This window comes from Nocardia sp. NPDC057663 (genome assembly GCF_042799895.1).
Classification (GTDB): domain Bacteria; phylum Actinomycetota; class Actinomycetes; order Mycobacteriales; family Mycobacteriaceae; genus Nocardia.
The window spans coordinates 23,374-48,992 of the sequence record NZ_JBHVHX010000012.1 but is presented as its reverse complement, the minus strand read 5'-3'; the positions used below and the strand labels follow the sequence as shown (position 1 = coordinate 48,992).

Here is a 25,619-nt window from a genome sequence, read left to right as displayed (position 1 = left end):
AAACGGTCTCCAATCTGCTCGGCTCGTACCTCGTCTCGACCGTGCTCCGCGCGGTGCTTACGCATCACCGCGTCTATTGCACGCTGGGTTTCACTCATCAGGGAAGGGCGAAGCTCCCCCGCTAAGGCGTCGTCATCCATGGCTGTTCCCATCTCTACGAGTCCCGTTCTTCGGCAGAGGTCAACCAATCGGAAATCTGATCGAGGCTGCCGCAGCAGACCACCCGCCACGGGTTCGCGAGTTGGAACCCCTCGGGTGCAGGCTGGACAGTCATGGACCGTTGCGCAGCACGCGCCGCGAGCGCGTCTAACCGCTCTCTCGTCGGGTTGGTCATGATGCCTGCCGCTTCGGCTCCCACTGAGCCAGCGCGATCAGTAGCCGTCTGACGATCTCAGGCGGCGCAACCGTGATCGGTTCGGCGGGCGGATCAATCGCCCTCGGTGTCCGTTGTGGGAGCACGGTTCCCCTCCTCGTGACTTGAGTTCCGGTCACGGCAGCGAATCGGGTTCAACTGCCGTGACCGTTGGTGTCCAGGGTTCCGCTCAGTGATGTTTGCCCCCAGTGGCATTCCTAGTGGCAGCCTGCCGCAGCAGCGTTCACGCGGGCATGATGAAGCTATGACGGTTGGGAAGCTCATTCGCGATCTCAGGGCCGCGCGTGGCTGGTCGCAGTCTCAGCTAGCCGACGCGCTCACCGAGCGCGCCGGAGTTCCCATCTCGCGGGAATACATCTCGCGGCGTTGGGAGTCCTGTAAGTACCAGCCCTCCCCGTTCTGGTTGCGGCACCTAGCCGCCGTGTTAGACGTTCCGCTCGCAGTGATGGAGAACGACGTGGATAGACGCAAGTTCCTAGCCAGTTTCGCCGCTACAGCGGTCGCGCCCGGGATTGCGTCCGATCTACTGGCACAAGGGTTTACGGCCCGCCTTCAAGGCGCTGGCCCGTCCGTAGAGCACTGGGCACACACCTTGGTCGGCTACGGCTCGGACTACATGACTCAGGGAGCCGTTGAGATCCAACGCCGGTTGGCGGTAGACCTCGCAGTGATCCAACAACAGTGCAACCAGCCGACCATGTGGGCGCACGCTTCGCGGTTGATGACTCTGTGGGCAAAGACGCATCCCGGTTCGGACGGCTCCAAAGCCGTCCAGTGGTACCGGATGGCAGCCGAAGCGGCCGACCGCTCCGGCGACGTAGACACCCGCGTGTGGGTACGCGGCCGGGCCGCTATCGCCCTCGGGTACGAAGGCGCGTCGCTGCCCATAGCGGACATGTTCGCGAACCAGGCTCTAGCGATTTCCGACCGGCCTTCGCTGGGCCGGTTGAACGCTCTGTACGGCAAGGCACACGCCGCCGCCATCGTGGGCGACGCCGACACGGCACGGGCGCTCGACCTCGAGGGCCGACGCGTGTTCGACCAAGCCGGGTCCGAAGACGGCGAAGCCTCGGACTACGCGGTGCCGCATTGGCGCTTAGGCGTTTTCCGGTCGCTGCTCCGGGCCCGTCTCGGTGACGAGACCGAAGCCGTAGACGCTCAGGACGAAGCCCGGCGGGAGCTGCCCGCCACGCTCCCCAGGTTCCAGACACACCTAGAGATGCACCGCGGATTGATGCTCGTACGGGCTGGAGACCGTGACGCCGGTATCGCCTATGCCCAGGCAGCACTAGACGCGCTGCCGCCGGAGAAACACTCTCTGACGCTGCGCATGCTCATGTCCGAAATCACCGGCTGACTAAGCCACGTCGGCAGGCTGTTCCTGCTGCCGCCGGAGCGCGGCGTAACCCTGCCGCTCACGCTCGAAGCGTGCACGGGTTCGTTCCTCGTAGTCGGCTTGGCCGTACTCGGCGGCCACCCGGTCAAGGTCGGCACGCGGGCTCACCGCGTAGGTGGCGTTCCTCTGGCCTTGCTTGTCGGCAAGGCCGTTGGCAACCATCTTCTTGAGGTGGGCCCGGACTGAGTTCGCGCTCAGTCCGGTACCGGCCTGGATTTCCCCCACGGTCGGGCCAACTTCGAGGTTGACCCGAGACAACAAGAACTCCCAGATGCGCCCGGCCGACTTGCCGAGCGCTCCGGCGCTGAACGCCGGATGCTCTGTTAGTACCAATACCGGGACACACAAAGTGATCTCTTGGGACCCATACAACTTTGTGTGTCCGCTTATTGGTAACAACGGAACCCAGTCGAGTTCCAGGTGGAAAGTGTCGGAGTCTCCCCGGACCTCTGGACGGGTCCTGGTGAACAGTCTATGGGTGGCAAGGCGACCAAGCGCGTTGCCGACAGCGGTACGCCCGATCATTGCCCGGGTCGCTAGCTCCCGAACGCTGGCGTCCACTGTGTAGCGGTTCGTTTCGTGTCCGAGCGTCACCAGCGCGACGGCTGTAGCTCGCTCAGAGTTGCCGCCCCGGCCCGGCCAGGGTGCGGCCTGCACTCGTGTCAGTAGGTCGGCTAGACGCTCTCTGACTGTCTCGTCGTACTCGGCGGCTTCGTGCTCGTAGCCATGGTCGAAGTTGTCTTCGGTGTAGTCCCACGCACGCCGAAGCTGTTTGTTGAACTGCGCTCGTGTCTTGAGGCTCTGCTCTGTGACGAACGTCCGGCCCAGCTCCGAACTCCAGACGAGTTCGGAGAACTGTTCGAACTGGAACTCTCGCCGGTAGCACGTGAAGGCAACGGAGCCAATGGCTTTGAATGTCGTATCTCGCGTCATGCTGCCGTTCAGCAGTTGGCGCGTACGTTCAGGTAGTTGGTGCAGCACTTCGGTTGGGACCCTCCAAGGTCTGATTGATGATGTCGGCGAGCTCGCGAAGTTCGTCTTCGCGGAACAGTAGGAACCGGCTCGTGTTCGGGCCGGTAAGGCGGTAGTTGATGCCGCCGCGTTCGCGGTCGAACCGCTTCTCTAGTTTCATCGCTTCCTATCGCAGAAATGCCGAAGGGGTACCCAGAGGTACCCCGATCGGGTTTTCATTCGCCTACGTGGCTTCTAGGGGCCGCTGTGCGGCTCCGGGTGAATCTCGTACTGAGTCAGAACCGCTGTGCCGCCTTCGATGTCGGCATCGGCGCGGTGTTCTTCGAACTCCAGGGTGTGAGGGTGCGCCGCGAGGTACGCGGCCACCTCCGCGTACAACGGTGACTCTTCGGTGAGCCAGGACGACCGCAGCACAATCAGAACCTTGCGGCCGTCGCCGAACTCTTCGACCACAGCGGATAGCCAACCCTCGTGTGAGATACGCACTTGCTATGTCCAATCCTTGATAGCCTCTGGAAGGCCACCGGGGATGCCTCTTACATCCCCGGCGGCCCTTACTTCATGGTCAAGCTACGTTGACAAAGACCGTTCGCGGCACGGGCACGCGGCCCGGCTTCGGCAGCCACGTTGTCAGCGCGAGCGCTTCGCCAGATTCTGAAACGTAACCGGTCGTCATGACCTGGACGACCGGAACCCCGAAGTACTCCCGGGCGATCCGGCGGTGTGCCGACGCGTGCCCGTGGTCGCCACGGGTCATGATCGACAACTCGCCGGAGTCCTCGACCTCACACACGGCCAGGAACCGTTCCCCGACGCGGCTCAGGGCGTCGGCCGGGAAGACAGTCGGCGCGGTCACTGGTCGTCGCCTTCGTTGTCGGCAGCGGAGGTCTCCGCCTCGTTCACGGTGTATGCGTACTTGCCCGCGAGAGCTTCGCGGATAAGGGTCTCGGCCTGCCGCTTGGTGAGGCCGAAGACCTCAACCGAGTACGTTTTCGTCTTCTTCGCCATGGTGTTGCTACCTCTCGTCCGGCGTCGGCCCTGGTGCCGACAACGACGACTGTAGACCAAGCCAACTAGTTTGGTTAACTGGTTGGTCGTGGCGATTGTCACAACGTGTTGACAATCCTGTTTGGTATAGACGTTGGGGTTCGGTGTTAACGCCGGATAAGCTCTCCGGCCATGGGAGTTGAGAACACGGTCACCGTGGAAATCAAGGGCTACCGCGTGACCATGGAGTGGCCGGACGGCAGTACCCAGGGCGGGCCCCAGCGGCTCACTGTGGAGCCTGTCGACCCGACCGCGTCGCCGGTCGGCGGTATCTCCTCCACGCTGTTGCGTGACATCAATTTCCGCGACGCGGTGGAGTCGATCCGGCAGGGTGCCGGAGCGGCCCACAAGCCCAACCCGAAGCGGCTCCGCGCCGCGCTCGCCGAAGGCATCACAGACAAGTACCTAGCGCTGGTGGCCGCTGAGTACATCCACGCTGTGGAGAGCGGCCAGAAGCACCCGACGAAGTATCTAGGTGACCTACTCGGAAAGTCGGCGGCCACTGTGCGCGGCCACCTCTGGCAAGCGAAGGACGAAAGCCGGGGGATCATGACCGGCCGTCCCGGCACCGCCGGGGGTGTCCTCACCGACAAGGGCCGGGCCCTGCTCGAAAGCTGAGCCCGGCCCCGGCTCACGCGGGTTCGGCTAGCCGGATTCCGTCTGGCCCGATCTCGGCACCCTCAACACCCGCTTGGCGCATCGCCTCGAAGGCGTCGGCAAGACTCGTCGCTGTACCTCCGGGCGAAACCTGTTGCGTCAGTGTCTGAATGTCGCCCAGGTCGACGCTCAGGCCGTCGATCTGCACCCGGCCGCGATCGTTGGTTGACGTGTTGAACCCCACCCGAACTTTCATCGTTCGAAGCCAGATGTTGCGCGCTTCCGTGTCCTGTCGCTCCCACCAGTCGGAGAACTTCTCGCCTGTCGGCTTCCAGGTCCAACCGGCAGGCTTCACAGCCTCCCGGCTCAGTTCCTCTTGCCGTTTGGCGCGCGCCGCAATACTCGCGTCCAACGCGGCCCGCTGTGGCGTACCGGCGCGGTACACGCCGGTACCCAGTTGCCCCACGAGATCGACAAGAGTCGCGTTGATGTCGGCCAGTTCTGCGGTGTGGTCCGACCCTGAATCCCAATGGCGTGCAAGGCGTTCGGAGTCTCCGAGCACTCCCAGGACGAAGCCGCTGATTGCGTCGTCCGCGTACTCCAGCGGCAGCGATCGGTTAGAGCACTGCGCCCGCTTCTGGGCCGACGCGCACCGGTAGCGCGCTGCCCGGCCCTCGCCGCCTTTGAGGCGGTACGCGGGTTCCCCGCACACGCCGCAGAAGACCACTTGGAGACCCAGCGAGGTAGACCGCGCTGTCGGTTCCTTCCGGTTCTCGCGGGCTCTCAGCTCCGCGCCGACACGGTCGAACACGTCCCGGGACAACACCGGCTCCGACCGCACCAGCGGTGAGCCGTCGTCGTTCCGAAGGACGAGTTCCGGGCCGAACTGTTTCTTGCCCTTGCCGGTGAGAACCACGTGCCCGTCTTCGTCGGTCTCGACCTCGCGCGTGACGACGTGGCCTAGAAGCGTCGGACTCAACAAAGCGCGCTTGAGCGCGCCGGAGTGCCACTCGTAGTTCTGCACTTCGCGGCCCTGGTGCTCCGCGAACCGGTCCTTCGGAGTCAACACCGGGCGGTCGGTGAGGTCCCGCGCGATCACACGCAGCGGCTCGCCCTCTAGAACCCGTTCGGCTACTTCGCGGATCACGTCGGCTTGTGTCGGGTCCTGGAACAACCGCCACTCGTCCTTGTCGTCCTTGCCGGGGAGGTAACCCCACGGCGGGACTCCGCCGCGCCACTTGCCTTCGCGGAGGTTGTAGTCAAACGTGCCTTGGTTGCGCTCGGAGATGGCCTTGAGCTCCATCTCTGCCACCTTGGCGACCAACAGAGCGATGATGTCGCCGAAGTCGGTCGACAGGTCAAAGTGCGACTCTGTGGCCGACACCAGGGTGACGCGGTTCGCCCGCGACCACCGGATCATGTCGGCAAGGTCGAACACCCGGCGGACAAGCCTGTCAGCCCGGTAGAACACGATTACGTCGTACTCGTGCGCCCGCTCCGGCTTGAGCCACTCGCCAAGCTGCGGCCGGTCGAATGGGGCCGTCTGCCCGGCGGACACGTCCAGGTCCTCCGCGACGCCGACGACTTCGTAGTCTCGTTGCGCGCACAGTGCCCGGCACTCGCCCAGCTGGCGTTCCGGCGACGTAGTGGCGTCGGTGACGCGCGAGAGCCGGATCACGATCAGTGCGCGCTTACGCGCCGTCGTCGTCATCGCTGGTTCCCCAGCGTCGGCGCACCGCCGGAGACGACAGAGATAGAACGGGGCTTGCTCGTGGTCCCCGTCTTGCCGGGGCACTTGCGGTGACCGTTGGCGGTTACCTTGAAGTGCTGGACCAATCGGCCGTCTTCGCCTACCTCAACCTTTGCGAAGCACTTTCCGCAGTACAGCGTGTCCATCCGGGCATCCTCTCATGGTGTTAAACCTCAACAGTCGAGTACGCGATCGGCACTATCGCGGCCGCGGCGTTCGGTGCGGTGCTCTACGGGGTTGTGACGGGGGACAGCATCGTCAACGCGTTGACCCAGATCATCGACAAGGCACTCAACACGAGTGTGTAAAGCGTTGCAGCACAGGTATTCTCGCTGACGACGAAGGTGCGGTGACGGTCGAGGCCGCCATCGCCCTCGCCGCACTGGTGTGTGCGGTGGTGTTGTGCATCGGTGCTCTGCTGGCCGCGTCGACCCAAGTGCGCTGTGTCGACGCGGCTCGCGAGGCGGCCCGGTTGGCCGCTCGGGGCGACATGGCTCACGCTGTCGCCGCAGCGAGGACCGTCGCACCGCCCGGCGCAGTGGTCGATGTCCGTAGTGAGGGCGATCGGGTGGTGGCCGCGGTCGCCGCGGGCACACCGCTGCTTCCCGGACTCAGGCTGCGCGCCGAGGCGGTCGCGATCGCCGAGCCTGGGGTCGGTCGATGACCGGCTCGGTGGCGCGGCGGCTCGCCCGGGACGCCGGCGGTGCGACGGCGTTCGCGTGCTTGGCGTTGGCCGGGCTGATCGCACTGACCATGGTGATCGGTCAGGTGGGTGTGGTGGTGGTCGCCCGGCATCGGGCGCAGGCCGCGGCCGACCTCGGCGCGCTGGGGGCCGCGAGTGTGTTGGCCGAAGGGGCCGAGGCGGCGTGTGCCGAGGCGGGGGAGCTCGGCCGGCGGATGGGTGTGCGCATGGAACGGTGCGCGGTGGAGCAGTGGGATGTCGTGGTCGTGGTGGAGGCGAATGCGCCATTCGGAGTGTTCGGTGTGCGCACGGTCTCCGCTGCTGCCCGCGCAGGTCCGGTGGATGAGATCGGGTGACACAGAAGTGTTATCACTGGTCGGTGGTTGTTCCGCGCCGAACTAATACGAAATTAACCGGAGCTCGTTCTCCGAATTCGCCTGGGCATTGTTTTTAAACGGAGAGAACTAAATGAAAACAATGATCTGGCCAACCCGCGCTCGTGTCGGCAATGGGTCAGTTAACAGAAGAGTCGTCCTTTTTATTCCCGGGGTGGTCGGGCGCGGACCCGTCGGCGCTGGTCAACGCAAATGTGGTCGAGCGACCAGCATTCTCGTAGTGAGGTATAGCGCCGGTCACATCACCACCGCGGCGGCATCACGAAACAGGCGCCGGGCCTGGGTGGGCACGCAACTCGCCCAGAACGGCGACGAGAAGCCGGGCCGCGGCGTCCTTGTCCAGCGGGTTGTTTCCGTTTCCACACTTGGGTGACTGCACGCACGAGGGGCAGCCGTCCTGGCAGCCACAGCTGCGGATGACGCTGAGCGTGGCGGCCAGCCATTCCGCGAGCTGGGCGAATCCACGCTCGGCGAAGCCCGCGCCCCCTGGCTGGCCGTCGTAGACGAACACGGTCGGTGCGCCGGTGTCGGGATGCTCGGCGATGGAGACGCCGCCGATGTCCCAGCGGTCGCATCCGGCGACCAGGGGCAGCATGCCGATTGCGGCGTGTTCGGCGGCATGCAGAGCGCCGGGGAGCTCGTCCTCGGAGATTCCCGCGGCGGCGAGCAGCTGGGGCGTGACGGTGTAGAGGACGGCCTTGGTGTGCAGGGTCTGCGCGGGCAAATCCAGTTCGACCTGGTCGAGTACCTCGCCGGTGACCAGGGTGCGCAGGTAGCCGATGACCTGATTGGTGACCGCGACCTGCGCGGATGCGGTGGTGACGGCCCCGAAGACGTGTTCCTCGGTCACCGCTTCGATGGTGATCGAGGTGACCTGGCGGGCGCTGGTGGTGAAGCCGGGGTCCACCTCGTTGACGAAGGCGACGCCGCCGTCGAGGTCGAGTTCGTCGACCAGATAGGTCTCGCCCTGATGCAGGTGCACGGCCCCTTCGTGCAGGGTGGCGGGCGCCCGGCCCGCGTCGGCTGTGCCGAGCAGCCGTCCGGATTCGGCGTCGACGATGGCGACCGGCGTGCCGAGCCCGCCACGCACGTCGACGGCGTCGTGTGGATGGGTGTGTGCGGTGACGTGCCAGCGTGCGGGTGCACCGCGGGTGCCCGGCCTGCGCCGGATCAGCCCGTGTCCGGCCAGGTCGGCGAGCACGTCGCCGGCCCGGAGCTCGGTCACCTCGTCGTCGGTGAGCGGCAGTTCCATGGCGGCGCAGAGCAGCTGCGGTCCCAGTACATAGGGGTTGTACGGGTCGGTGATGGTGGCCTCGATCGGCCGGTCGAGCAGTGCGGCGGGGTGGTGCACCAGGTAGGTGTCGAGCGGATCGTCGGTGGCCACCAGCACGACGAGCGCGCCCTGCAGCCGTCTGCCCGCGCGTCCGGCCTGCTGCCAGAACGAGGCGACCGTGCCCGGGAAACCGGCGATGACCACCGCATCGAGACCGGCGATGTCGACGCCCAGTTCGAGGGCATTGGTGCTGGCCGCGCCGAGCAGCGTGCCCTCCGACAGCGACTGTTCGAGCTCGCGCCGGTCCTCGGCCAGGTAACCCGCGCGGTAGGCGGCAACCCGTTCCTGCAGCTCAGGTGCTCTTTCGGCAAGCACGCGGCGGGCATCGAGCGCGATCAGTTCGGCCCCGCGCCGGGAGCGGACGAAGGTCAGCGTCCGCGCGCCCTCGGCCACCAGGCCGGCCATGATCTTGGCCGCCTCCCCGGTCGCGGTCCGCCGGACGGGCGCGCCGTTCTCCCCGGTCAGCGCCGCACTCAGCGGCGGCTCCCACAGCGCGACCGTCCTGGCGCCGCGGGGTGAAGCGTCGGCGGTGACGGCGGTGACCGGTGCGCCGATCAGCCTGCTCGCCGAGGCGGCGGGGTCGGCGCTGGTGGCCGAGCACAGGATGAACACCGGGTCGGCGCCGTAGAACGCGGCGAGTCGGCGCAGCCTGCGCAGCACGAGGGCGACGTGCGAACCGAACACGCCCCGGTAGGAGTGGCATTCGTCGACCACCACATAGCGAAGGTTGCGCAGCACCCGCGCCCAGCGCTGATGCGACCGCAGCATCCCGACGTGCAGCATGTCGGGATTGGTGAAAATCCAGCGCGCATTTGCCCGCACCCACTGCCTGACCTCGGCGGGAGTGTCGCCGTCATAGGCGGCCGGATGGGCCTCACGCAGCGGATTGTCGTGGATCAGCCCGCTGACGGCGCGCAGCTGATCGGCGCCGAGCGCCTTGGTGGGGGACAGGTACAGCGCGGTCGCGCGCTGGTCCTCGTGCAGGGCGGCGAGCACCGGCAATTGGTAGCCGAGGGATTTGCCGGACGCGGTCCCAGTGCTCACGACGACGTGCTTTCCGTCGACCGCGAGGCCCGCTGTCCGGGTCTGGTGCTCCCACGGCCGCTCGATCCCGGTCGCACTCAGAGCTGTGACCAGCTCCGATGGCACCCACGCCGGCCAATCGGTGGTGCGCGCTCGCTGGGCGGGCAGCTCCGCGACATGGGTCAACGGGTCGCCGCCGGCAGCCGCCTCTGCCAGGACACGATTCAGCAACGATCGCCCATAGCTCTCGCTCGTTACCGGCGACCGGACCTCGGTCCGCCCTGTCGGATTCATCCCATAGCCCTCTCGCGCCACGCCGGAAGTGTGAAACGTGTGTGTGCGGCAAGCACTACCTGCGATTTCGTAACCCAATAGCGACCTGGGTCACAGCATGTTTGCTGGAAGCTCACCCGGTTATCGCTAAGCAAACAGACTGAAAGTACGGATTCACCCAATCGGTCCCTCACCTGCACATTCGCAAGATCAAGAATTTTGCAAATTGTCGGTAACTCGACTGTTGAATTGCTCGGAGACATGGTTCACTGGGTCCTGGTCGCAAGCTTCTGTGTTCGAGGGACGGATCGAAAGTCCAACCATCAGCAGGATCGATGTTGCGAACGCCGTGCTCAGGCTTTCCTTGCAGGGGGACCAACAGTACAGCGGTCGGAACGGACCCGGTGGACGAACCCAGTTGTCCGCCGTTCCGGTAAGAAAGAGAAGGAACAGAATGGCACAGGGAACTGTGAAGTGGTTCAACGCGGAGAAGGGGTTCGGCTTCATCGCGCCCGAGGACGGCTCCGCTGACGTCTTCGTCCACTACTCTGAGATCCAGGGCACGGGCTTCCGTACCCTCGAGGAGAACCAGAAGGTCGAGTTCGAGGTCGGCCAGGGCACCAAGGGCCCGCAGGCCACCGGCGTTCGCGCGCTCTCCTGAGCTGCGAATCGAATCAACGCCCGTCCCCCATCTCCTGTGCGGAGGTGGGGGACGAGCCATTTCCGGGTAAAGTCGCCCGGAACTTCGCTGCTCGAGAGGGTTGCGAACCCGCGTCGCCGGCTGCCATGGACGCAGCTACCCAAGTGCGCAGGGTATAAACGTCACTGGTGGCGATGTCCGAACGTCGCGCCGTCTGCCCCAGCCGCGCACCGAGCGGACCTCCCGACGCGCGGATCTAGAAGGAAGGTGTTCGCCGGTGGCAACACGAGACCGCAGTTCAGCCGACCAGGGGCGTCCCCTGCGTCGTCTCGTGATCGTCGAGTCCCCGACGAAGGCCCGCAAGATCGCGCCGTACCTGGGCCGTAACTACACGGTCGAGGCCTCGGTGGGTCATATCCGCGACTTGCCGCGTGGTGCCGCCGACGTGCCCGCCAAGTACAAGGGACAGTCCTGGGCGCGTCTCGGTGTCGACGTCGATCACGACTTCGAACCGATCTATGTGGTCAGCCCGGACAAGAAGGCCAAGGTCTCCGAACTCAAGAGCCTGCTGGCCGACGCCGACGAGCTCTATCTCGCCACCGACCCCGACCGCGAGGGCGAGGCGATCGCCTGGCATCTGCTCGAGACGCTCAAGCCGAAGGTCCCGGTCCGCCGGATGGTCTTCCACGAGATCACCGAGCCCGCCATCCTCGCCGCCGCCGCCGACACGCGCGAACTCGACAACGATCTGGTCGATGCCCAGGAAACCCGCCGCATCCTGGACCGCCTCTACGGCTACGAAGTCAGCCCGGTGCTGTGGAAGAAGGTCATGCCGCGACTGTCGGCGGGCCGCGTGCAGTCCGTCGCCACCCGCGTCATCGTGCAGCGTGAGCGCGAGCGCATGGCGTTCCGTTCCGCCGAGTACTGGGACATCGCCGCCAAGCTCGACGCCGGTGTCGACGAGAACTCCGATTCGACCAACCCGCGCACCTTCGGCGCGCGCCTGGTCCAGGTCCAGGGCGACCGGGTCGCGTCCGGCCGTGACTTCGGCTCCGACGGTCAGCTCAAGTCGGCCTCCGGTGTCGTCGTGCTCGACGAGGCCTATGCGCGCAGGCTGGCCGAGGCGCTCGACGGCGCCGACCTGGTCGTCTCCTCCGCCGAGGCCAAGCCGTACTCGCGCAAGCCGTACCCGCCGTTCATGACCTCGACGCTGCAGCAGGAAGCGGCCCGCAAGCTGCGCTTCAGCTCCGAGCGCACGATGCGGGTGGCCCAGCGGCTGTACGAGAACGGCTACATCACCTACATGCGAACCGACTCGACCACGCTGTCGGAGTCGGCCATCGCCGCCGCGCGGTCGCAGGCCACGCAGCTCTACGGCGCGGAGTACGTCTCGCCGACGCCGCGCCAGTACACCCGCAAGGTCAAGAACGCGCAGGAAGCGCACGAGGCGATCCGCCCGTCGGGTGACACGTTCATGACCCCGGGGCAGCTGGCGTCCAAGGTCGACCAGGACGAGTTCCGGCTCTACGAGCTGATCTGGCAGCGCACCGTCGCCTCCCAGATGGCCGACGCGCGCGGCACCACGCTGACCCTGCGCATCACCGGCACCGCCCGGACCGGCGAGGAGTGCGTGTTTTCCTCCTCTGGCCGCACGATCACCTTCCCCGGTTTCCTCAAGGCCTATGTCGAGAGTGTCGACGAGGAGGCGGGCGGTCAGTCCGACGACGCCGAATCCCGTTTGCCCGCACTGGAGGAGGGCCAGGGCGTCACCGCCGTCGAGCTGACTCCGGACGGGCACAGCACGAATCCGCCTGCGCGCTATACCGAAGCCTCGTTGATCAAGACGCTCGAAGAGCTCGGTATCGGCCGTCCGTCGACGTACTCGTCGATCATCAAGACCATTCTCGATCGTGGGTACGTCTACAAGCGCGGTAGTGCGCTGGTGCCGTCGTGGGTGGCGTTCGCGGTGGTCGGTCTGCTCGAGGCGTACTTCGGCCGACTGGTCGACTTCGACTTCACCGCGGCGATGGAGGACGACCTCGACGCGATCGCCGGCGGACGCGAGCAGCGCGGAAACTGGCTGTCCAGCTTCTACTTCGGTGGCGATCACGGCGCCGAGGGCTCGGTGGCGCGCTCGGGTGGCCTCAAGAAGATGGTCGGCGAGCAGCTCGACGACATCGATGCCCGCGAAGTGAACTCGATCAAGATGTTCGTCGACGAGGAGGGCCGCGATGTCGTGGTCCGCGTCGGCCGGTTCGGTCCGTACCTGGAGCGGATGATCGTCAATCCCGATGACCCGGACGGTGATCCGGTGTCGCAGCGGGCGAACCTGCCCGACGATCTGCCGCCGGACGAGCTGACGCCCGAGGTGGCCGAGAAGCTGTTCTCGACGCCGCAGGAGGGTCGTGCGCTCGGCGTCGATCCGGTGTCGGGGCACGAAATCGTCGCCAAGGAAGGACGTTTCGGCCCGTACGTCACCGAGATCCTGCCCGAGCCGCCCGCGCCCGACCCGGCCGCGCCGCCGGCGAAGAAGACGACCAAGAAGGCGGCCGAGGTCAAGCCGCGCACCGGCTCGCTGTTCAAGTCGATGGATCTGGCGACGATCACCCTCGACGACGCGCTCAAGCTGCTGTCTCTGCCGCGCGTGGTCGGCAACGATCCCGCCTCGGGCGAGGAGATCACCGCGCAGAACGGCCGCTACGGCCCGTACCTGAAGAAGGGCACCGATTCGCGGTCGCTGGCGACCGAGGATCAGCTGTTCACCGTCACCCTCGACGAGGCGCTCAAGCTCTACGCCGAGCCGAAGCGGCGCGGTCGGCAGGCGGCCAGCGCGGCGCCGCTGCGCGAGCTGGGCAACGACTCGGCCACGAACAAGCCGATGGTGATCAAGGACGGCCGGTTCGGTCCCTACGTCACCGACGGTGAGACCAACGCGAGCCTGCGTAAGGGCGACGAGGTCGAGTCGATCACCGACGAGCGCGCCTCCGAGCTGCTGGCCGATCGCCGGGCACGTGGCCCGGTGAAGAAGGCGGCGAAGAAGACGCCCGCGAAGAAGGCGGCCAAGAAGGCGCCCGCGAAGAAGACGGCGGCCAAGTCGGCGGCGACGAAGACGACGGCTGCCAAGAAGACCGCGGCGAAGAAGACGGCGGCGAAGAAGGCTCCGGCCAAGAAGGCGGCAGCGAAAACCGCTGGTACGGAAGAGAGCTGATTCGCGGCACGACCGCGGGTCGACGTTGCGCCGGCCCGGTAGACGGGCGCGACGGTGTCGTCCTGCGCCCGTCCGTCGATCTGTCGTAGTGCGCGACTAGGGTGTCTCCCGTGGCAGGTGTCTTCGATCGACTGGTCGGCCAGGACGTGGTCGAGGCCGAGCTGACGGCTGCCGCGACGGCGGCCCGTGCGGGCGTCGTCACCGGGGCGATGACGCATTCGTGGCTGTTCACCGGTCCTCCCGGTTCCGGGCGGTCGGTGGCCGCGCTGTGCTTCGCCGCGGCCCTGCAATGCACCGACCCCGACATCGTCGGCTGCGGTCGGTGCCACGCCTGCACCACCACGATGGCCGGTACACACGGCGACGTGCGCCGGATCATCCCCGAGGGGCTGAGCATCAGCACCAAGGAGATGCGCGCGATCGTGCAGATCGCCTCCCGGCGGCCGAGTACCGGGCGCTGGCAGATCGTGGTGGTCGAGGACGCCGACCGGCTCACCGAGGGCGCGGCCAACGCCCTGCTCAAGGTGGTCGAGGAGCCGCCGGACCGCACCGTGTTCCTCCTGTGCGCGCCGACGGTCGACCCGGAGGACATCTCCGTCACCCTGCGCTCCCGATGCAGGCATGTACACCTGGTGACACCCACCGTGCCCGCCATCGCGCAGGTGCTGCGCGAGCGCGACCAGCTCGACCCGAAAACCGCCGACTGGGCGGCCGCGGTGAGCGGCGGTCATGTCGGCCGGGCACGCCGCCTGGCCACCGACGAGGACGCGCGCAAGCGACGTCAGCGGGCACTCGCCCTGGTCGGCGCGACGGAACGGCCGGGCGCCGCCTACGCCGCCGCCGACGAGCTGGTGAAATCCGCCGACGACGAAGCCAAGCTGATGAGCGCCGAACGCGATGACCGCGAACGCGACGAACTCGCCACCGCCCTCGGCGCAGGCGGTACCGGCAAGGGCGCGGCCTCGGCCACCCGTGGCTCGGCGGGCGTGCTCAAGGACCTCGAACGCCGCCAGAAGTCCCGCGCCACCCGCACCGGCCGCGACGCACTCGACCGCGCCCTCATCGACGTCGCCGGGATGTACCGCGACGCCCTCGCGATGCGCTTCGCGGGCCGCGGCGCGACCATCACCCTCACCCACCCCGACATGGCCGACGAGATCACCGAACTCGCCTCCAGCGTCCGCCCCGAGGGTCTGCTCCGCAGCATCGACGCGGTCCTGGAATGCCGGGAAGCGCTGGACCTCAACGTGAAACCCCGCTTCGCCGTCGCCGCCATGGTCGCCACCCTGATCGTCGCCCGCTCCACCTGACCACCCGTTTTCGCGTTCTGGCCATTGCCGCGATAGACTCGCGTCGCCTAACGGCACGCCGCCTTAGCTCAGTCGGTAGAGCGCTTCACTCGTAATGAAAAGGTCGGGGGTTCGATTCCCCCAGGCGGCTCCAAGGTCACAGGCCCTTTCCGGGATTCCGGGGAGGGCCTTTTGCTATGTGCGGGGCCGCCGAGGAGGGGCAGACGGTGTTGCGTTCGTGGGAGAGGTTGATGGGGGTGCCTGCGAGGGTGTTCAGGAGGATGGGGGGCGGATCGCGTCGGGGGAGCGGACTGCGTGCCGACAGCACCGCTAAGTCGCCAAGGTGCAAAATAGTCTTTGCATAGAAAGTTGTGCAAAGACTACTGTGCAAACATGGCCGACGACGAGGTACCACCCAGGGAGATCACCGATCCCGCTGCTCTCCGCGCGCTCGCGCATCCGCTCCGGCAGCGCATCCTGCGCGCGCTCGCCGAGAAGGGCCCGGCGACGGCGACTGCGCTCGGTGCCCAGCTGGGCCAGAACACCGGCGCGACCAGCTATCACCTGCGCCAGCTCGCCGAGCACGGCTTCATCGAGGAGGCGCCCGAGCTGGCCAAGGGGAAGGAGCGGTGGTGGCGGTCGCCGCCGAAGGATCTGCGGTACCGGATGGACAAGGATCAGTCGCCGGAGATGCGGGAGCTGCTGGAAGGGCTTGTCGCGCAGCACATCACCGACGACGTCGAGATGTTTCAGCGATACCGGGCCGAACGCGCAGAGCTCGGGGAGTGGGCCGACGCCATGCCGTTCTCGCGCGGTGCGATCTATGCGACCCGCGAGGAACTCGACGCCTTCTGCGAGGACTATCTCGCGCTGCTCAAACGCTTCCAAGCCACGCACGCCGAGCACAGGCCGGGGGCGCGCCGAGTGCTCACCCGATTCATCGCCTTCCCGGCGCCGGGGATGAACGACAGCGAGTAGATCATGCTTCTTCGAATTACCTTGCTCGCCACCATGTTCGCTGCGTTGCTGAGCGGTGCTCCGCTCGCCCGGGCGAACGACCTCACCACCACCGACATCACCTTCACACGCTCCGACGGGACGACGACAACCGGCACGGTCCACGCACCCGCCGGCGCGACCGGCAGGCCTGGCGTCGTGCTCGTCCACGGCTCGGGGACGAGGCGCAGCCCCCACTATGCCCAGGTCGCGGAAGCGCTGGCGCGGCAGGGCATCGTCGCGCTGCACTACGAGAAGCGCACCGAGGACTACACCCCCGCCCATCGCGACTTCTCCCTGCTCGCCGACGATGCGCTGGCAGGTGTTGCCGCACTACGGAATCGACCCGAGGTGAACCCCGCGCAGGTCGGTCTCTGGGGACTCTCGGAAGGCGGCTGGATCGCGCCCCTCGCCACTTCGCGGTCGGCCGATGTCGCCTTCCTGATCACCATCGGCGCCAACTCCGGTGCGCCCGCAGCACAGCAGACCTGGGCCAACGAAACCAGATTCGCGGCGGCGGGCATCCGCGGATCGATGATCGACGTGCTGGCGCGCAATGGAATCCGGCAGATCGCGGGTGCCGGTCAGTTCGCGCAGGCCGGCTACGACCCGCTGCCGGTGCTGGCACGGATCGAGCAGCCGGTCCTCGCGATCTGGGGTGACAAGGACCGGCTGACCCCGCCCGGCGACAGCCTGCGCGGCTTCCAGGAGGCCTTCGACCGCGCGGGCAAAACGAACTACACCCTGCGTACCCTGCCGAACGCCCAGCACGGCGGCTTCACGACGACCGACGGATTCGACAAAGGCGAGCAGCTGGCTCCCGGCTACGCCCAGTTGATGGGCAACTGGGTGAACGGGCTGCCGGGGTCCGCGGTCGGACAGGCAGATGAACCTGCGGTGCAAGGGCATTCGGTGTCGCCCCTGACCCCGTTGGCGTGGTGGGAGTCCACCGCCGCACAGCTGGCACTGCTGGCGGGAACCCTGCTCGCGCTCGCCGGATACGCGCTGACCGGCCTGGCCAGGGCCTGGCGGCTGCCCGACGCCCGGTCCGCACGAATCCTGACGGCGGCGGCGGGGATCGGCATCGTCGGCACAGTCGCGCAGGTGTTCTTCGTCGCATCGACACGGGCGACCTCGTTCGGCCCGTTGTTGTTCGGGCGCACCCTGTCCTGGGTCGCGCTGCAGCTGGTCGCGGTGTGTGCGGTGGTCGCGCTCGGCTTCGTCATCGCCCGTCGCGGACGCATGCTCGACGGCGCGGGCACGGGCGCGCGGATTCGCTGGGCGCTGGTGGTCTGCGGCGGCATCGGATTCACGCTGTGGGCGTTCTACTGGGGTCTGCTGCTGCCCTGAGGAACGAGAAAGGCCCCCGACCTGGGTGGTCGGAGGCCTGATCTCGAGTTTCTCCTGAGCCGATCGCCGTTGACCGGGCTCAGGAGAACCGACTCGGGTCAGCGGGCGGCGACGTTGCGGCGGGTGGCCCGAGAGTTGGTGGCGGAACGCAGGATCTGGTGCAGGATGGCGTCGAAGGCGACGCTGTCCTCGATATTGCCGAGATGGCCGTGCGGCAGCACGTGGACATCGGCCAGGTGGCCGGTGCGGCGCAGGATGTCGACGATCGGGCGGGACATGCGCTGCGGGAGCAGCCGGTCCTGGGCGCCGGCGATCACGGTCGTCGGCACGGTCAGGTTGGCGGTGCCCTCCGACAGATCCATGTCGGCCATCGCGGCCGCGTGCCTGCCGCGTGCGAGCGGACGGCAGGAGCGGATGATGCCGACCGCGAACTCGACCTCGTCGTCCGAGGCCTCCGGGGTCATGATGCGGTTGCGGAACACCTGCTCGGTGAGCCAGCCGCCGGGGATCGGCAGCGGCGCGAACAGCAGCGACTCGCTGACCGGCTGCGGCATCCGGATCGGCGCGCCGAGGACGGTGACCGGGTATTCGGCGAGGGTGAGCTGCTTGTTCAACAGCGGCAGCAGATCGGTTTCCTCGCGGATGCCGCGGTTGGCGGTGTTGGCCAGCAGCACCGCGGCCGCACGCTCGGTCACCTGCTCGGGGTGGTGCTTGGCCCAGGCCTGGATGGTCAGGCCACCCATGCTGTGTCCGGCCAGCACCGCCTTCTCGCCCGGACGCAGCGTCGCGTCCAGGACGGTGGCGAGGTCGTCGGCCAGGGTGTGCTCGCTCGGGGCGACGGTGCCGAGGGTCGACTCGCCGTGGCCGCGCTGGTCGTAGCTGACCACGCGGTACTCGCCGGCGAAGGCGCTGATCTGCGGGTTCCAGTATTCGATGCTGCACGCCCAGCCGTGGATGAGAACCAGGGTGGGGGCGGTGTCGGGACCGTAGACGTGGACCCGGAGGTCGGCGCCGTCGGTGGTGGTCACCGGGACGACCCGGTGCTCGACGGTGGGGGCGTTGAGTTTCGCTGTCGCGAAACTACGGGTACGCAGCCCGGCACGGAACTGTGCGGTCAGTGCGCCTACCGTCATCATCGACTTCGCAAGCATGTCGGCACTCCTTTGTGTCGTAGGCCACCGTACAGTGCGAGCTCGGGTGCTAGCTAGTGTTAGCGGGTCACAGTGTCCCATTTGTTGTGAACTGGGTTACAGGCCACGCAGACACTGTGAAATCGCACGAAATCGCCGGAAAATTACAGCTGTCCACCGCGATCCGAGCGTGCTGGCGGCGTCGACCGGCCCCGGCTACCGTAGGAGCGTGGACAGCACGCCCGTCATGGCCGAATTCTCCGGCGCACCGCACCGGGAACCGGCGCGTCCGGTCTGGCAGCGGATGGCACCGCCGTTGATCGCCGCCGGACTCGGTGTCGGCACCCTGGCGCTGCTGCACTTCCGTGACCCGCACGTCGAGGGTTCCTACGGCCTGTGCCCGGTGTACGCGCTGCTCGGGGTGTACTGCCCCGGCTGCGGCGGGATGCGGGCGATGCACAATCTCACCGACGGCCGGATCCTCGATTCGCTGCACAGCAATGTGCTCGTCGTGCCGCTGGTCCTCGCGTTCGCGGTGTTCGTCGTCGACTGGCTGCTGCGCGCCCGGCGTGGACAACGCTGGCGACTGCCCGGGCTGAACCCGGTGCTCGTGTGGTCGTTCTTCGGGCTGCTGGCTGTCTTCACCGTTTTGCGCAACACGCCGTGGGGAACCTGGCTCACGCCCGTCTGATACTGGTATCCGCGCCGATCAGGGGGCAATCTGGAGGCATGCGCGATTCACTGAAGGATCGAGTCCGACAGAAGTTGTTGCGCCAGCTCGCCGAGGACGGCCCCGACCCCGAGCGCGACGACGCCCGCAGCATCTCGGTGGCCGATGACCTCGAGGCGCTCGAGATGGTGCCGTCCGACGATCCCCTCGTCGAAGAACTCGCGCAGCGCTACCTGGTGTTCTGAAGCCCTACCCGCCCAGCGGCGGTAGCTGCGGCAGCGGCTTGGTGCCGAGCCAGACCGCGAACAACGGGCGCAGCTGTGTCACGCAGTAATGGCCTGCCAGATCCACGAATTCCTCGGTGGTGACCGAGGAATGGCGATAGCGCGCGGTCCATTCCCGGATCAGTTCGAAGAACAGGTGGTCGCGCAGTTCCAGGCGCAGGGCGTGCAGGGTGAGCGCGCCGCGCTTGTAGACCCGGTCGTCGAACATGTCCTTGGGACCGGGGTCGCCGACGATGATGTTCTGTGGCTGGCGGGCCAGGTTGGCCCGCGCGGCCCTGGCCAGCTGGTCGGCGGTCGGGCCACCGGAGGCCTCCGACCAGATCCATTCGGCGTAGCAGGCGAAGCCCTCGTGCAGCCAGATATCGCGCCACTGCTTCAGGGTCAGGCTGTTGCCGAACCACTGGTGGGCCAGTTCGTGCGCGACGAGCCGTTCCGAACCGCGTTTGCCGTCACAGTGATTGGCGCCGAACACCGAGATGCCCTGTGCCTCGATCGGGATGTCGAGCTCGTCGTCGGTGACGACCACGGTGTAGTTCTCGAACGGGTACGGGCCGAACTTCTCGGTGAACAGCGCCATCATCTCGGGCTGGCGGGCGAAGTCGTGGTCGAAGCTGAGGCGCAGCCGCGGCGGCACGACGGCCTGCATCGGCACCGGCTCGCCGTGCTCGCCGATCCGGTACTTGCGGTAGTTGCCGATCTGGATCGTCGCCAGGTAGCTGGCCATCGGCTCCGGCGCCTCGTACACCCAGGTGGTCTGGCTGGCCTTGGCCTGCTTGCGCATCAGGGTGCCGTTGGCGACGGCGTAGAACGGGCTGTCGGTCGTGATCGAGATCCGGTAGGACGCTTTGGAACTCGGGTGGTCGTCGCACGGGAACCAGGACGCCGCGCCGTTGGGCTGACTGGCGACGAGCGCACCCTCGGTGAGCTCCTCCCAGCCGACCTCGCCCCACGGCCCGCGCACCGGTTTGGGGGTGCCCGCGTAGTGGACGGTGACCTCCAGGACGCCGCCCGCGGGAATCTTCTGCTGCGGGGTGACCGCGAGCTTGCCCTGCTGATGACTGAACTTCGCGGCCTTTGCCCCGTTGACGAACACCTTCGACACGGTCAGCGCCTGCGACAGGTCGAGCGTGAACCAGCCCCGCACCATGGTGGTGACCGCGATGATCACCGCGCGCCCGGCCAGCCGGTTGCTGGCGGGCCGGTAGCTCAGCTCCAGCTCGTACCTGGACACGCGGTAGCCGCGATTACCGTTCTGCGGCAGGTAGGTATCGATCGGTTCCTCGTAGAACTTGCTCCGCATCAGGCGGCTCCGCGCTGCCTCGACTCCGGCATCGGGGCGGTGCCGGTCCACGGCGAGATGGGATTGCCCCACCAGCGAGTCGACGGCGGAACCACGTCGCCGCGCATCACCAGCGACGCCGGTCCGATGGTGGCGCCCGCGCCGATGTGGGCGGCCGGCAGGGCGACACAGTGCGGTCCGAGGGTGGCGCCCGCGTCCAGCGTGACAGTGTCCATGGACATGATGCGGTCGTGGAACAGATGGGTCTGCACCACACAGCCACGTTCCACGGTCGCGCCGTCACCGAGTGTCACGAGGTCTGCCTCCGGTAGCCAATAGGACTCGCACCATACCCCGCGGCCGATCTTGGCACCGAGTCCGCGAAGCCACAGATTCATTACGGGTGTACCCGTCGCGGCGCGGGCGAACCAGGGTGCGGCGACGGTCTCGACGAAGGCGTCGGAGACCTCGTTGCGCCACACGAACGCACTCCACAGCGGGTGCTCGACGGCGCGAATCCGCCCGACCAGCAACCACTTCGCGGCCACCGCGAGAGCCCCCGCCACCGCGCCCGCCGCCATCAGGACCAGGCCGGACAGCAGTGCCGCGACGAGGTAGTCGGAATGCTGGGCGATCAGCGCCAGGACGAACAGCACACCGAGGCCGATGGCGAAGGTCACCATCACCGGGATCAACCGGCAGGTCTCGACGACGGCGCGGGCCAGTTTCAGCCGCAGCGGCGGATCGAAAGTGCGTGAGGTGTCGCTGGATTCGGTCGCGCGGCGCAGGCGCACCGGCGGGCTGCCCAGCCAGGACGAACCCGCCTTGGCCTTGCTCGGCGCGGCCGAGAGCACCGCGACCAGGCCGTTCTTGGGCACCCGGCGCCCGACCGCGGTCATGCCGGAGTTGCCGAGGAAGGCGCGCTTGCCGACCTTCGCCTCGCCGATCCGCAGCCAGCCGCCGCCGAGTTCGTAGCTGGCGATCATGGTGTCGTCGGCCAGGAAGGCGCCGTCGGCGACCACGGTGAACTTGGGCAGCAGCAGCACGGTCGAGGCCTCGACGTTCTTGCCGATCCGGGCGCCGAGCAGGCGCAGCCACAGCGGGGTGAGCAGGCTGGCGTAGAGCGGGAACAGGAAGGTGCGCGCCGAGTCGAGCAGGCGTTCGGTCGCCCACACCTGCCAGCCGGTCCGGCTGCGCACCGGGTGGTAGCCCTCGCGCAGGCCGATACCGAGCAGGCGGACGGCGATCACGGTCGCCGCGGCGTACACACCGAGACTGAGCAGGGTCGCGACCGGCAGGATCGCGAAGCCGCGCAGCGCGGCGGCGCCGATGGTGGTCTCCTCGCGGACCCACCAGGCGATGAAGGTGCCACCGACGGCGAGACCGAGGACGGGCATGGCGGCCAGCGCCATCGACGACAGGCCGAACACCAGCAGCCAGTGCCTGGCGCGTTCCGGTGCGTGATCGGGCCAGCGGCGCGGTGCCTTGCCGGTCTTCGTCGCGGGCGAGCCCGCCCACTCCTGTTCGGCCTTGACCTTGCCCGATACCGCCGAGCCGGGGGCGATCTCGGCCTTCTTGCCGATCTTGGTGCCGGGCAGCAGGATCGAGCGGGCGCCGATCACCGCGCCGTCGCCGATGGTGATGCCGCCGATATGCACGACATCGCCGTCGACCCAGTAGCCGGACAGATCCACCTCGGGTTCGACACTGGCGCCGTCGCCGAGATCGAGCATGCCGGTGACCGGCGGCAGGGTGTGCAGGTCGACGCCCTTGCCGATCCGCGCGCCGAGCGCACGGGCGAACGGCACCATCAGCGGTGCGCCGGACAGGCTTTCGGCCCCACTGGCCTCGGACAGCCGCACGGCCGCCCACAGTCGCAGGTGGACCCCCGAGCCGCGCGGGTACGTGCCAGGCCGCAGCCCCACCAGCAGGATCCGCGCGCCCGCCACGCACAGCGTCATCCGGCCGAGCGGCGAGATGAACAGCACGAACGCCAGCACGATCCACCACCAGGACAGCCGTGGCAGCCACGGCAGCGAGCCGGACCAGCCCGCGATCGCCGACACCACCGCCAGCCAGGTGACCCACTGCAAGCCGGTGAGGGTGGTCAGCGGAATCGTGGCCAGCACCTGGGTGATCTGCGCGCGCAGCGGCGTCGGCGTGACGACGCGCTCGTCGACGGCGGCGACCGGCGCGCTGTCGTCGAGCAGGTCGACGAGCGAGCCGAGGCGCGGATGGTCGTAGAGGTCGGCCACGGTGACGTGCGGATACTGCTCGCGCAGCGCGCCGACCAGCTGGGCCGCCGCCAGTGAACCGCCGCCCAGATCGAAGAAGTCGGCGTCGAGGTCGGTGGCTTCGGCGCCGAGGATGGCGTCCCACAGCCCGGCCACCCAGGCCGCAGTGCCACCGAGGCCGCCGGATTCCGTGGACTCGTCGCTGCTCGGCAGCGGCCAGGGCAGGGCATTGCGGTCGACCTTGCCGGAGGTGCGGGTCGGCAGATCGGGGACGATCGCGAGTCGCGGTACCAGCGGGGCCGGAAGTTGTTCGGCCAGGATCTTTCTGGCCTGCTTGATGTCGAAATCGGGGCCGGCGCCGGTGAGGTAGCCGACCAGGATCTTGTTGCCCGCCTTGGTCGTCCGGATCGCGGCGGCCGCGCCGCTGACACCGGGCAGGTGCTGCAGGGCGTTGTCGATCTCGCCGAGCTCGATGCGCCTGCCACCGATCTTGATCTGGTCGTCGGCGCGGCCTAGGAAGATCAGGCCGGCGCGGTCGTTGCGGACCAGATCGCCGCTGCGGTAGGCGCGTTCCCAGCCGAGCGAGGGCAGCGGGGCGTACTTCTCGGCGTCCTTGGCCGGATCCAGGTAGCGGGCCAGGCCGACGCCGCCGATGACGAGTTCGCCGGTCTCGCCCTCGGGCACCGGGTTGCCCTGCGCGTCGACGACGGTGAGGTCCCAGCCGTCCAGCGGCAGGCCGATGCGGATCGGCATGTTCCCGTCGAGCAGCGCGGCGCAGGCGACGACGGTGGCTTCGGTGGGGCCGTAGGTGTTCCATACCTCGCGGTCGGCGCCGCCTGCCAGGCGCTCGGCCAGTTCCGGCGGGACGGCTTCGCCGCCGAAGATGAGCAGCCGCACCGAGTCCAGCGCCATGGCGGGCCAGGTCGCGGCGAGTGTCGGCACGGTGGAGACGATGCTGATCTCCCGGCGCATGAGCCACGGGCCGAGGTCGGCGCCGGTGCGGACCAGGTCGCGCGGGGCGGGGACCAGGCAGGCGCCGTGCCGCCAGGCCAGCCACATCTCCTCGCAGGAGGCGTCGAAGGCCACCGATAGACCGGCCAGTACGCGGTCGCCGGGGCCGATCGGCGCGCGCTGCAGAAACAGCCCGGCCTCGGCGTCGACGAAGGCGGCGGCATTGCGGTGGGTGACCGCGACGCCCTTGGGCGTGCCGGTGGAGCCGGAGGTGAAGATGATCCAGGCGTCGTCGGCGGGGGTCGGCAGGGTGTTCCAGTCCGAGGCCGGTGCGCGGCCCGCGGCGGCGGTGGCCGACTCGATGCCCTCGGCGGTGGCCAGCGCGCTCACCCTGGCCTCGCCGAACACCAGCCTGGCCCGTTCCTCCGGATCGTCGGCGTCGACGGGCACGTAGGCGGCGCCGCAGTAGAGGACGGCCAGGATCGTCACGTACAGCGCCGCGCTGCCCGAGGGCATCCGTACGCCGACCCGGTCGCCTGGCCGCACGCCCGCCGCGGTGAGCTCGGTCATCCTGGACTCGATCGCGGCGATCAGTTCCAGGTAGCTGAGCACGACCGTGCCGTCGTCGATGGCGGGTGCGTCGGGGTGGGCCAGGGCGGTGCTGGTCAGGATGTCCACCAGGGTGCGCGGCGGCGCGGCCAGGTCGGCGCGCAGCAGTGGGTCACGCAACCGGCTCGCCGGGTCCTCAGTGCGTGGCTCGAGCATGGCGCTCAGTCCACCTCTCATCGGTTGACCCCCATCGGTGTCGTCTGTTGTTTCACGGTCGGGTTACCGGAGGGCAAACGGGATGGTCACCAGGTGCCAACGGTACTCGGAGAAGGTGTGGCGCAACGGCAGCGCGCGGCGTGCCGTCGGCGCCGATCACGACGGCGATTCCGGGATTTCGCCGAGCGCGGTGAGCACCAGCCGGTGCAGCGCGCGCTGTTCGTCGGCGTCGAGCCGCTCGAGCACCCGCGCGGTGGCGTCGGCGATCAGGCGGTCGGTGCGTTTGCACTGCTTGCGCCCGGCATCGGTGATCCGCAGCCGGTACTTGCGGCGATCCTTGCCGTCGCGGGTGCGTTCGACCAGGCCTGCGCGTTCGAGCGCGTCGACCAGCCGGACGACTTCGCTGCGGTCGATACCGAGCGCATCGCCGACCTTCTTCTGTGTCAGGTCGGCGTTCTCCTCGATGAAGGTGAGCACCCAGTGATCGCGCAGCGGCACGTCGATCTCGGCGTGCAGTGCCTTGGTGAGCCGTCCGAGCGCGTACACCGGGTAGCGCGGCAGGCCGCGGACGGAGTTCGTGTTCGTGGACATGGCAGCCACTCTAACAAATGGTGGGGGAACTCAATCATTTGGGGTCTCCACCATGGAGTGGGCAGATGATCGGCCGTCGGTTGCGCGGGAGGCAACTCACCGGCAACTGCGGGGCGGCACGGAGATGGCAGATGGTGTTGCGGGCGTGGGGATTACCTGTCGCGTGGTGATCCCGTTCGGTTCGGGGGTTCTTGACAGCTCGCGTGATCGTCTGTCACTCTCGTCCACAGGTCACGAGTACCAGCGACAAGCCCCGGCTAGCTGGTCGGCAACCCTCCTCCGCGGTGGGGTGCTCCGGGTGACGACCAGGCCGCCGTCCGCAGTGGGCGCGGCAAGCGCGGACTCGCAGCACCCTTTTCGGGAACGAGTCCCTGAGCCGACGGGATTTCGT

The 25,619-nt window shown here is 67.8% G+C and carries 22 protein-coding genes, 1 tRNA gene, 1 pseudogene and 1 riboswitch; of the genes and pseudogenes, 13 read left to right on the top strand and 11 right to left on the bottom strand.

Going from position 1 to position 25,619, the window contains the following annotated elements; genetic code table 11:
• Window positions 1–617: 617 nt before the first annotated feature.
• The gene (locus ACFVAV_RS23350) at window positions 618–1,730 is read left to right on the top strand and encodes a helix-turn-helix domain-containing protein (RefSeq protein ID WP_379037252.1); all 1,113 of its coding nucleotides are present in this window, start codon (window positions 618–620) and stop codon (window positions 1,728–1,730) included.
• Here the strand turns inward: ACFVAV_RS23350 and ACFVAV_RS23345 are convergent, their stop codons facing one another.
• From ACFVAV_RS23345 to ACFVAV_RS23325, 5 genes are all read right to left on the bottom strand, one after another.
• Window positions 1,731–2,750 carry a hypothetical protein gene (locus ACFVAV_RS23345; protein WP_379037251.1) on the bottom strand — a complete coding sequence of 340 codons (1,020 nt, stop codon included), beginning with the start codon at window positions 2,748–2,750 and terminating at the stop codon, window positions 1,731–1,733. It lies immediately after the preceding gene.
• Window positions 2,731–2,901, bottom strand: coding sequence for a hypothetical protein (locus ACFVAV_RS23340; RefSeq protein WP_379037250.1), 171 nt, complete (start codon window positions 2,899–2,901; stop codon window positions 2,731–2,733). Before ACFVAV_RS23340 ends, ACFVAV_RS23345 begins: the two co-directional genes overlap by 20 nt.
• Before the next feature lie 74 nt (window positions 2,902–2,975).
• On the bottom strand, window positions 2,976–3,194 hold the full coding sequence (locus ACFVAV_RS23335; RefSeq protein ID WP_379037248.1) for a hypothetical protein: 219 nt from the start codon (window positions 3,192–3,194) through the stop codon (window positions 2,976–2,978).
• Between the two features lie 112 nt (window positions 3,195–3,306).
• Window positions 3,307–3,597, bottom strand: coding sequence for a hypothetical protein (locus tag ACFVAV_RS23330; protein ID WP_379037247.1), 291 nt, complete (start codon window positions 3,595–3,597; stop codon window positions 3,307–3,309).
• On the bottom strand, window positions 3,594–3,749 hold the full coding sequence (locus tag ACFVAV_RS23325; protein WP_379037246.1) for a hypothetical protein: 156 nt from the start codon (window positions 3,747–3,749) through the stop codon (window positions 3,594–3,596). The genes ACFVAV_RS23330 and ACFVAV_RS23325 overlap by 4 nt, the downstream gene beginning before the upstream one ends.
• Window positions 3,750–3,920: 171 nt before the next feature.
• Here ACFVAV_RS23325 and ACFVAV_RS23320 point away from each other — a divergent pair, with 171 nt between their 5' ends.
• Entirely contained in the window at window positions 3,921–4,406 is a 486-nt protein-coding gene (locus tag ACFVAV_RS23320; RefSeq protein ID WP_379037245.1) for a hypothetical protein, read from the top strand.
• 13 nt (window positions 4,407–4,419) lie between these two features.
• On the opposite strand, the gene ACFVAV_RS23315 is transcribed toward ACFVAV_RS23320, so the two are convergent.
• Window positions 4,420–6,096, bottom strand: a complete 1,677-nt coding sequence (locus tag ACFVAV_RS23315) for a recombinase family protein (RefSeq protein WP_379037243.1) — start codon at window positions 6,094–6,096, stop codon at window positions 4,420–4,422.
• A 212-nt stretch (window positions 6,097–6,308) separates the two neighbouring features.
• Between ACFVAV_RS23315 and ACFVAV_RS23310 the strand changes: the two are divergent.
• The 3 genes and pseudogenes from ACFVAV_RS23310 to ACFVAV_RS23300 all read left to right on the top strand — a co-directional run.
• Window positions 6,309–6,443, top strand: a pseudogene (locus ACFVAV_RS23310) (DUF4244 domain-containing protein); the annotation flags it as partial.
• Window positions 6,444–6,484: 41 nt separating this feature from the next.
• Complete coding sequence (locus ACFVAV_RS23305; protein ID WP_379037242.1) at window positions 6,485–6,799, top strand: TadE family type IV pilus minor pilin; 315 nt, start codon at window positions 6,485–6,487, stop codon at window positions 6,797–6,799.
• Window positions 6,796–7,173 carry an Rv3654c family TadE-like protein gene (locus tag ACFVAV_RS23300; protein ID WP_379037240.1) on the top strand — a complete coding sequence of 126 codons (378 nt, stop codon included), beginning with the start codon at window positions 6,796–6,798 and terminating at the stop codon, window positions 7,171–7,173. Before ACFVAV_RS23305 ends, ACFVAV_RS23300 begins: the two co-directional genes overlap by 4 nt.
• A gap of 298 nt (window positions 7,174–7,471) precedes the next feature.
• Here the strand turns inward: ACFVAV_RS23300 and ACFVAV_RS23295 are convergent, their stop codons facing one another.
• Window positions 7,472–9,862 carry a DEAD/DEAH box helicase gene (locus ACFVAV_RS23295; RefSeq protein ID WP_379037378.1) on the bottom strand — a complete coding sequence of 797 codons (2,391 nt, stop codon included), beginning with the start codon at window positions 9,860–9,862 and terminating at the stop codon, window positions 7,472–7,474.
• 433 nt (window positions 9,863–10,295) lie between these two features.
• On the opposite strand from ACFVAV_RS23295, the gene ACFVAV_RS23290 reads away from it, so the two are divergent.
• The 6 genes from ACFVAV_RS23290 to ACFVAV_RS23265 all read left to right on the top strand — a co-directional run bounded on the left by ACFVAV_RS23290 (window position 10,296) and on the right by ACFVAV_RS23265 (window position 17,324).
• Window positions 10,296–10,502, top strand: a complete 207-nt coding sequence (locus ACFVAV_RS23290; RefSeq protein WP_019044597.1) for a cold-shock protein — start codon at window positions 10,296–10,298, stop codon at window positions 10,500–10,502.
• Window positions 10,503–10,812: 310 nt separating this feature from the next.
• Window positions 10,813–13,689 (top strand): type I DNA topoisomerase, encoded by a 2,877-nt coding sequence (gene topA, locus ACFVAV_RS23285; RefSeq protein ID WP_379037377.1) that lies wholly within the window; start codon window positions 10,813–10,815, stop codon window positions 13,687–13,689.
• A 110-nt stretch (window positions 13,690–13,799) separates the two neighbouring features.
• Window positions 13,800–14,999 carry a DNA polymerase III subunit delta' gene (locus ACFVAV_RS23280; protein ID WP_379037239.1) on the top strand — a complete coding sequence of 400 codons (1,200 nt, stop codon included), beginning with the start codon at window positions 13,800–13,802 and terminating at the stop codon, window positions 14,997–14,999.
• Window positions 15,000–15,056: 57 nt separating this feature from the next.
• A tRNA-Thr gene (locus tag ACFVAV_RS23275) sits at window positions 15,057–15,132 on the top strand.
• A 239-nt stretch (window positions 15,133–15,371) separates the two neighbouring features.
• Window positions 15,372–15,956, top strand: a complete 585-nt coding sequence (locus ACFVAV_RS23270; RefSeq protein WP_379037238.1) for an ArsR/SmtB family transcription factor — start codon at window positions 15,372–15,374, stop codon at window positions 15,954–15,956.
• 3 nt (window positions 15,957–15,959) lie between these two features.
• A complete protein-coding gene (locus tag ACFVAV_RS23265; RefSeq protein ID WP_379037236.1) occupies window positions 15,960–17,324 on the top strand; it encodes an alpha/beta hydrolase family protein in 1,365 nt (454 codons plus the stop codon).
• A 98-nt stretch (window positions 17,325–17,422) separates the two neighbouring features.
• Here the strand turns inward: ACFVAV_RS23265 and ACFVAV_RS23260 are convergent, their stop codons facing one another.
• Entirely contained in the window at window positions 17,423–18,475 is a 1,053-nt protein-coding gene (locus ACFVAV_RS23260) for an alpha/beta fold hydrolase (RefSeq protein WP_379037234.1), read from the bottom strand.
• Between the two features lie 208 nt (window positions 18,476–18,683).
• Here ACFVAV_RS23260 and ACFVAV_RS23255 point away from each other — a divergent pair, with 208 nt between their 5' ends.
• The gene (locus ACFVAV_RS23255) at window positions 18,684–19,145 is read left to right on the top strand and encodes a DUF2752 domain-containing protein (RefSeq protein ID WP_379037233.1); all 462 of its coding nucleotides are present in this window, start codon (window positions 18,684–18,686) and stop codon (window positions 19,143–19,145) included.
• Window positions 19,146–19,183: 38 nt separating this feature from the next.
• Window positions 19,184–19,369 (top strand): hypothetical protein, encoded by a 186-nt coding sequence (locus ACFVAV_RS23250; protein WP_379037232.1) that lies wholly within the window; start codon window positions 19,184–19,186, stop codon window positions 19,367–19,369.
• 4 nt (window positions 19,370–19,373) lie between these two features.
• Here the strand turns inward: ACFVAV_RS23250 and ACFVAV_RS23245 are convergent, their stop codons facing one another.
• From ACFVAV_RS23245 to ACFVAV_RS23235, 3 genes are all read right to left on the bottom strand, one after another.
• Window positions 19,374–20,708, bottom strand: coding sequence for a M1 family metallopeptidase (locus ACFVAV_RS23245; RefSeq protein WP_379037231.1), 1,335 nt, complete (start codon window positions 20,706–20,708; stop codon window positions 19,374–19,376).
• The gene (locus ACFVAV_RS23240; RefSeq protein WP_379037230.1) at window positions 20,708–24,637 is read right to left on the bottom strand and encodes a Pls/PosA family non-ribosomal peptide synthetase; all 3,930 of its coding nucleotides are present in this window, start codon (window positions 24,635–24,637) and stop codon (window positions 20,708–20,710) included. The genes ACFVAV_RS23245 and ACFVAV_RS23240 overlap by 1 nt, the downstream gene beginning before the upstream one ends.
• A 156-nt stretch (window positions 24,638–24,793) precedes the next feature.
• A complete protein-coding gene (locus ACFVAV_RS23235; protein WP_379037229.1) occupies window positions 24,794–25,228 on the bottom strand; it encodes a MarR family winged helix-turn-helix transcriptional regulator in 435 nt (144 codons plus the stop codon).
• A gap of 229 nt (window positions 25,229–25,457) precedes the next feature.
• A riboswitch (SAM riboswitch) is annotated at window positions 25,458–25,572 on the top strand.
• Window positions 25,573–25,619: the final 47 nt, after the last annotated feature.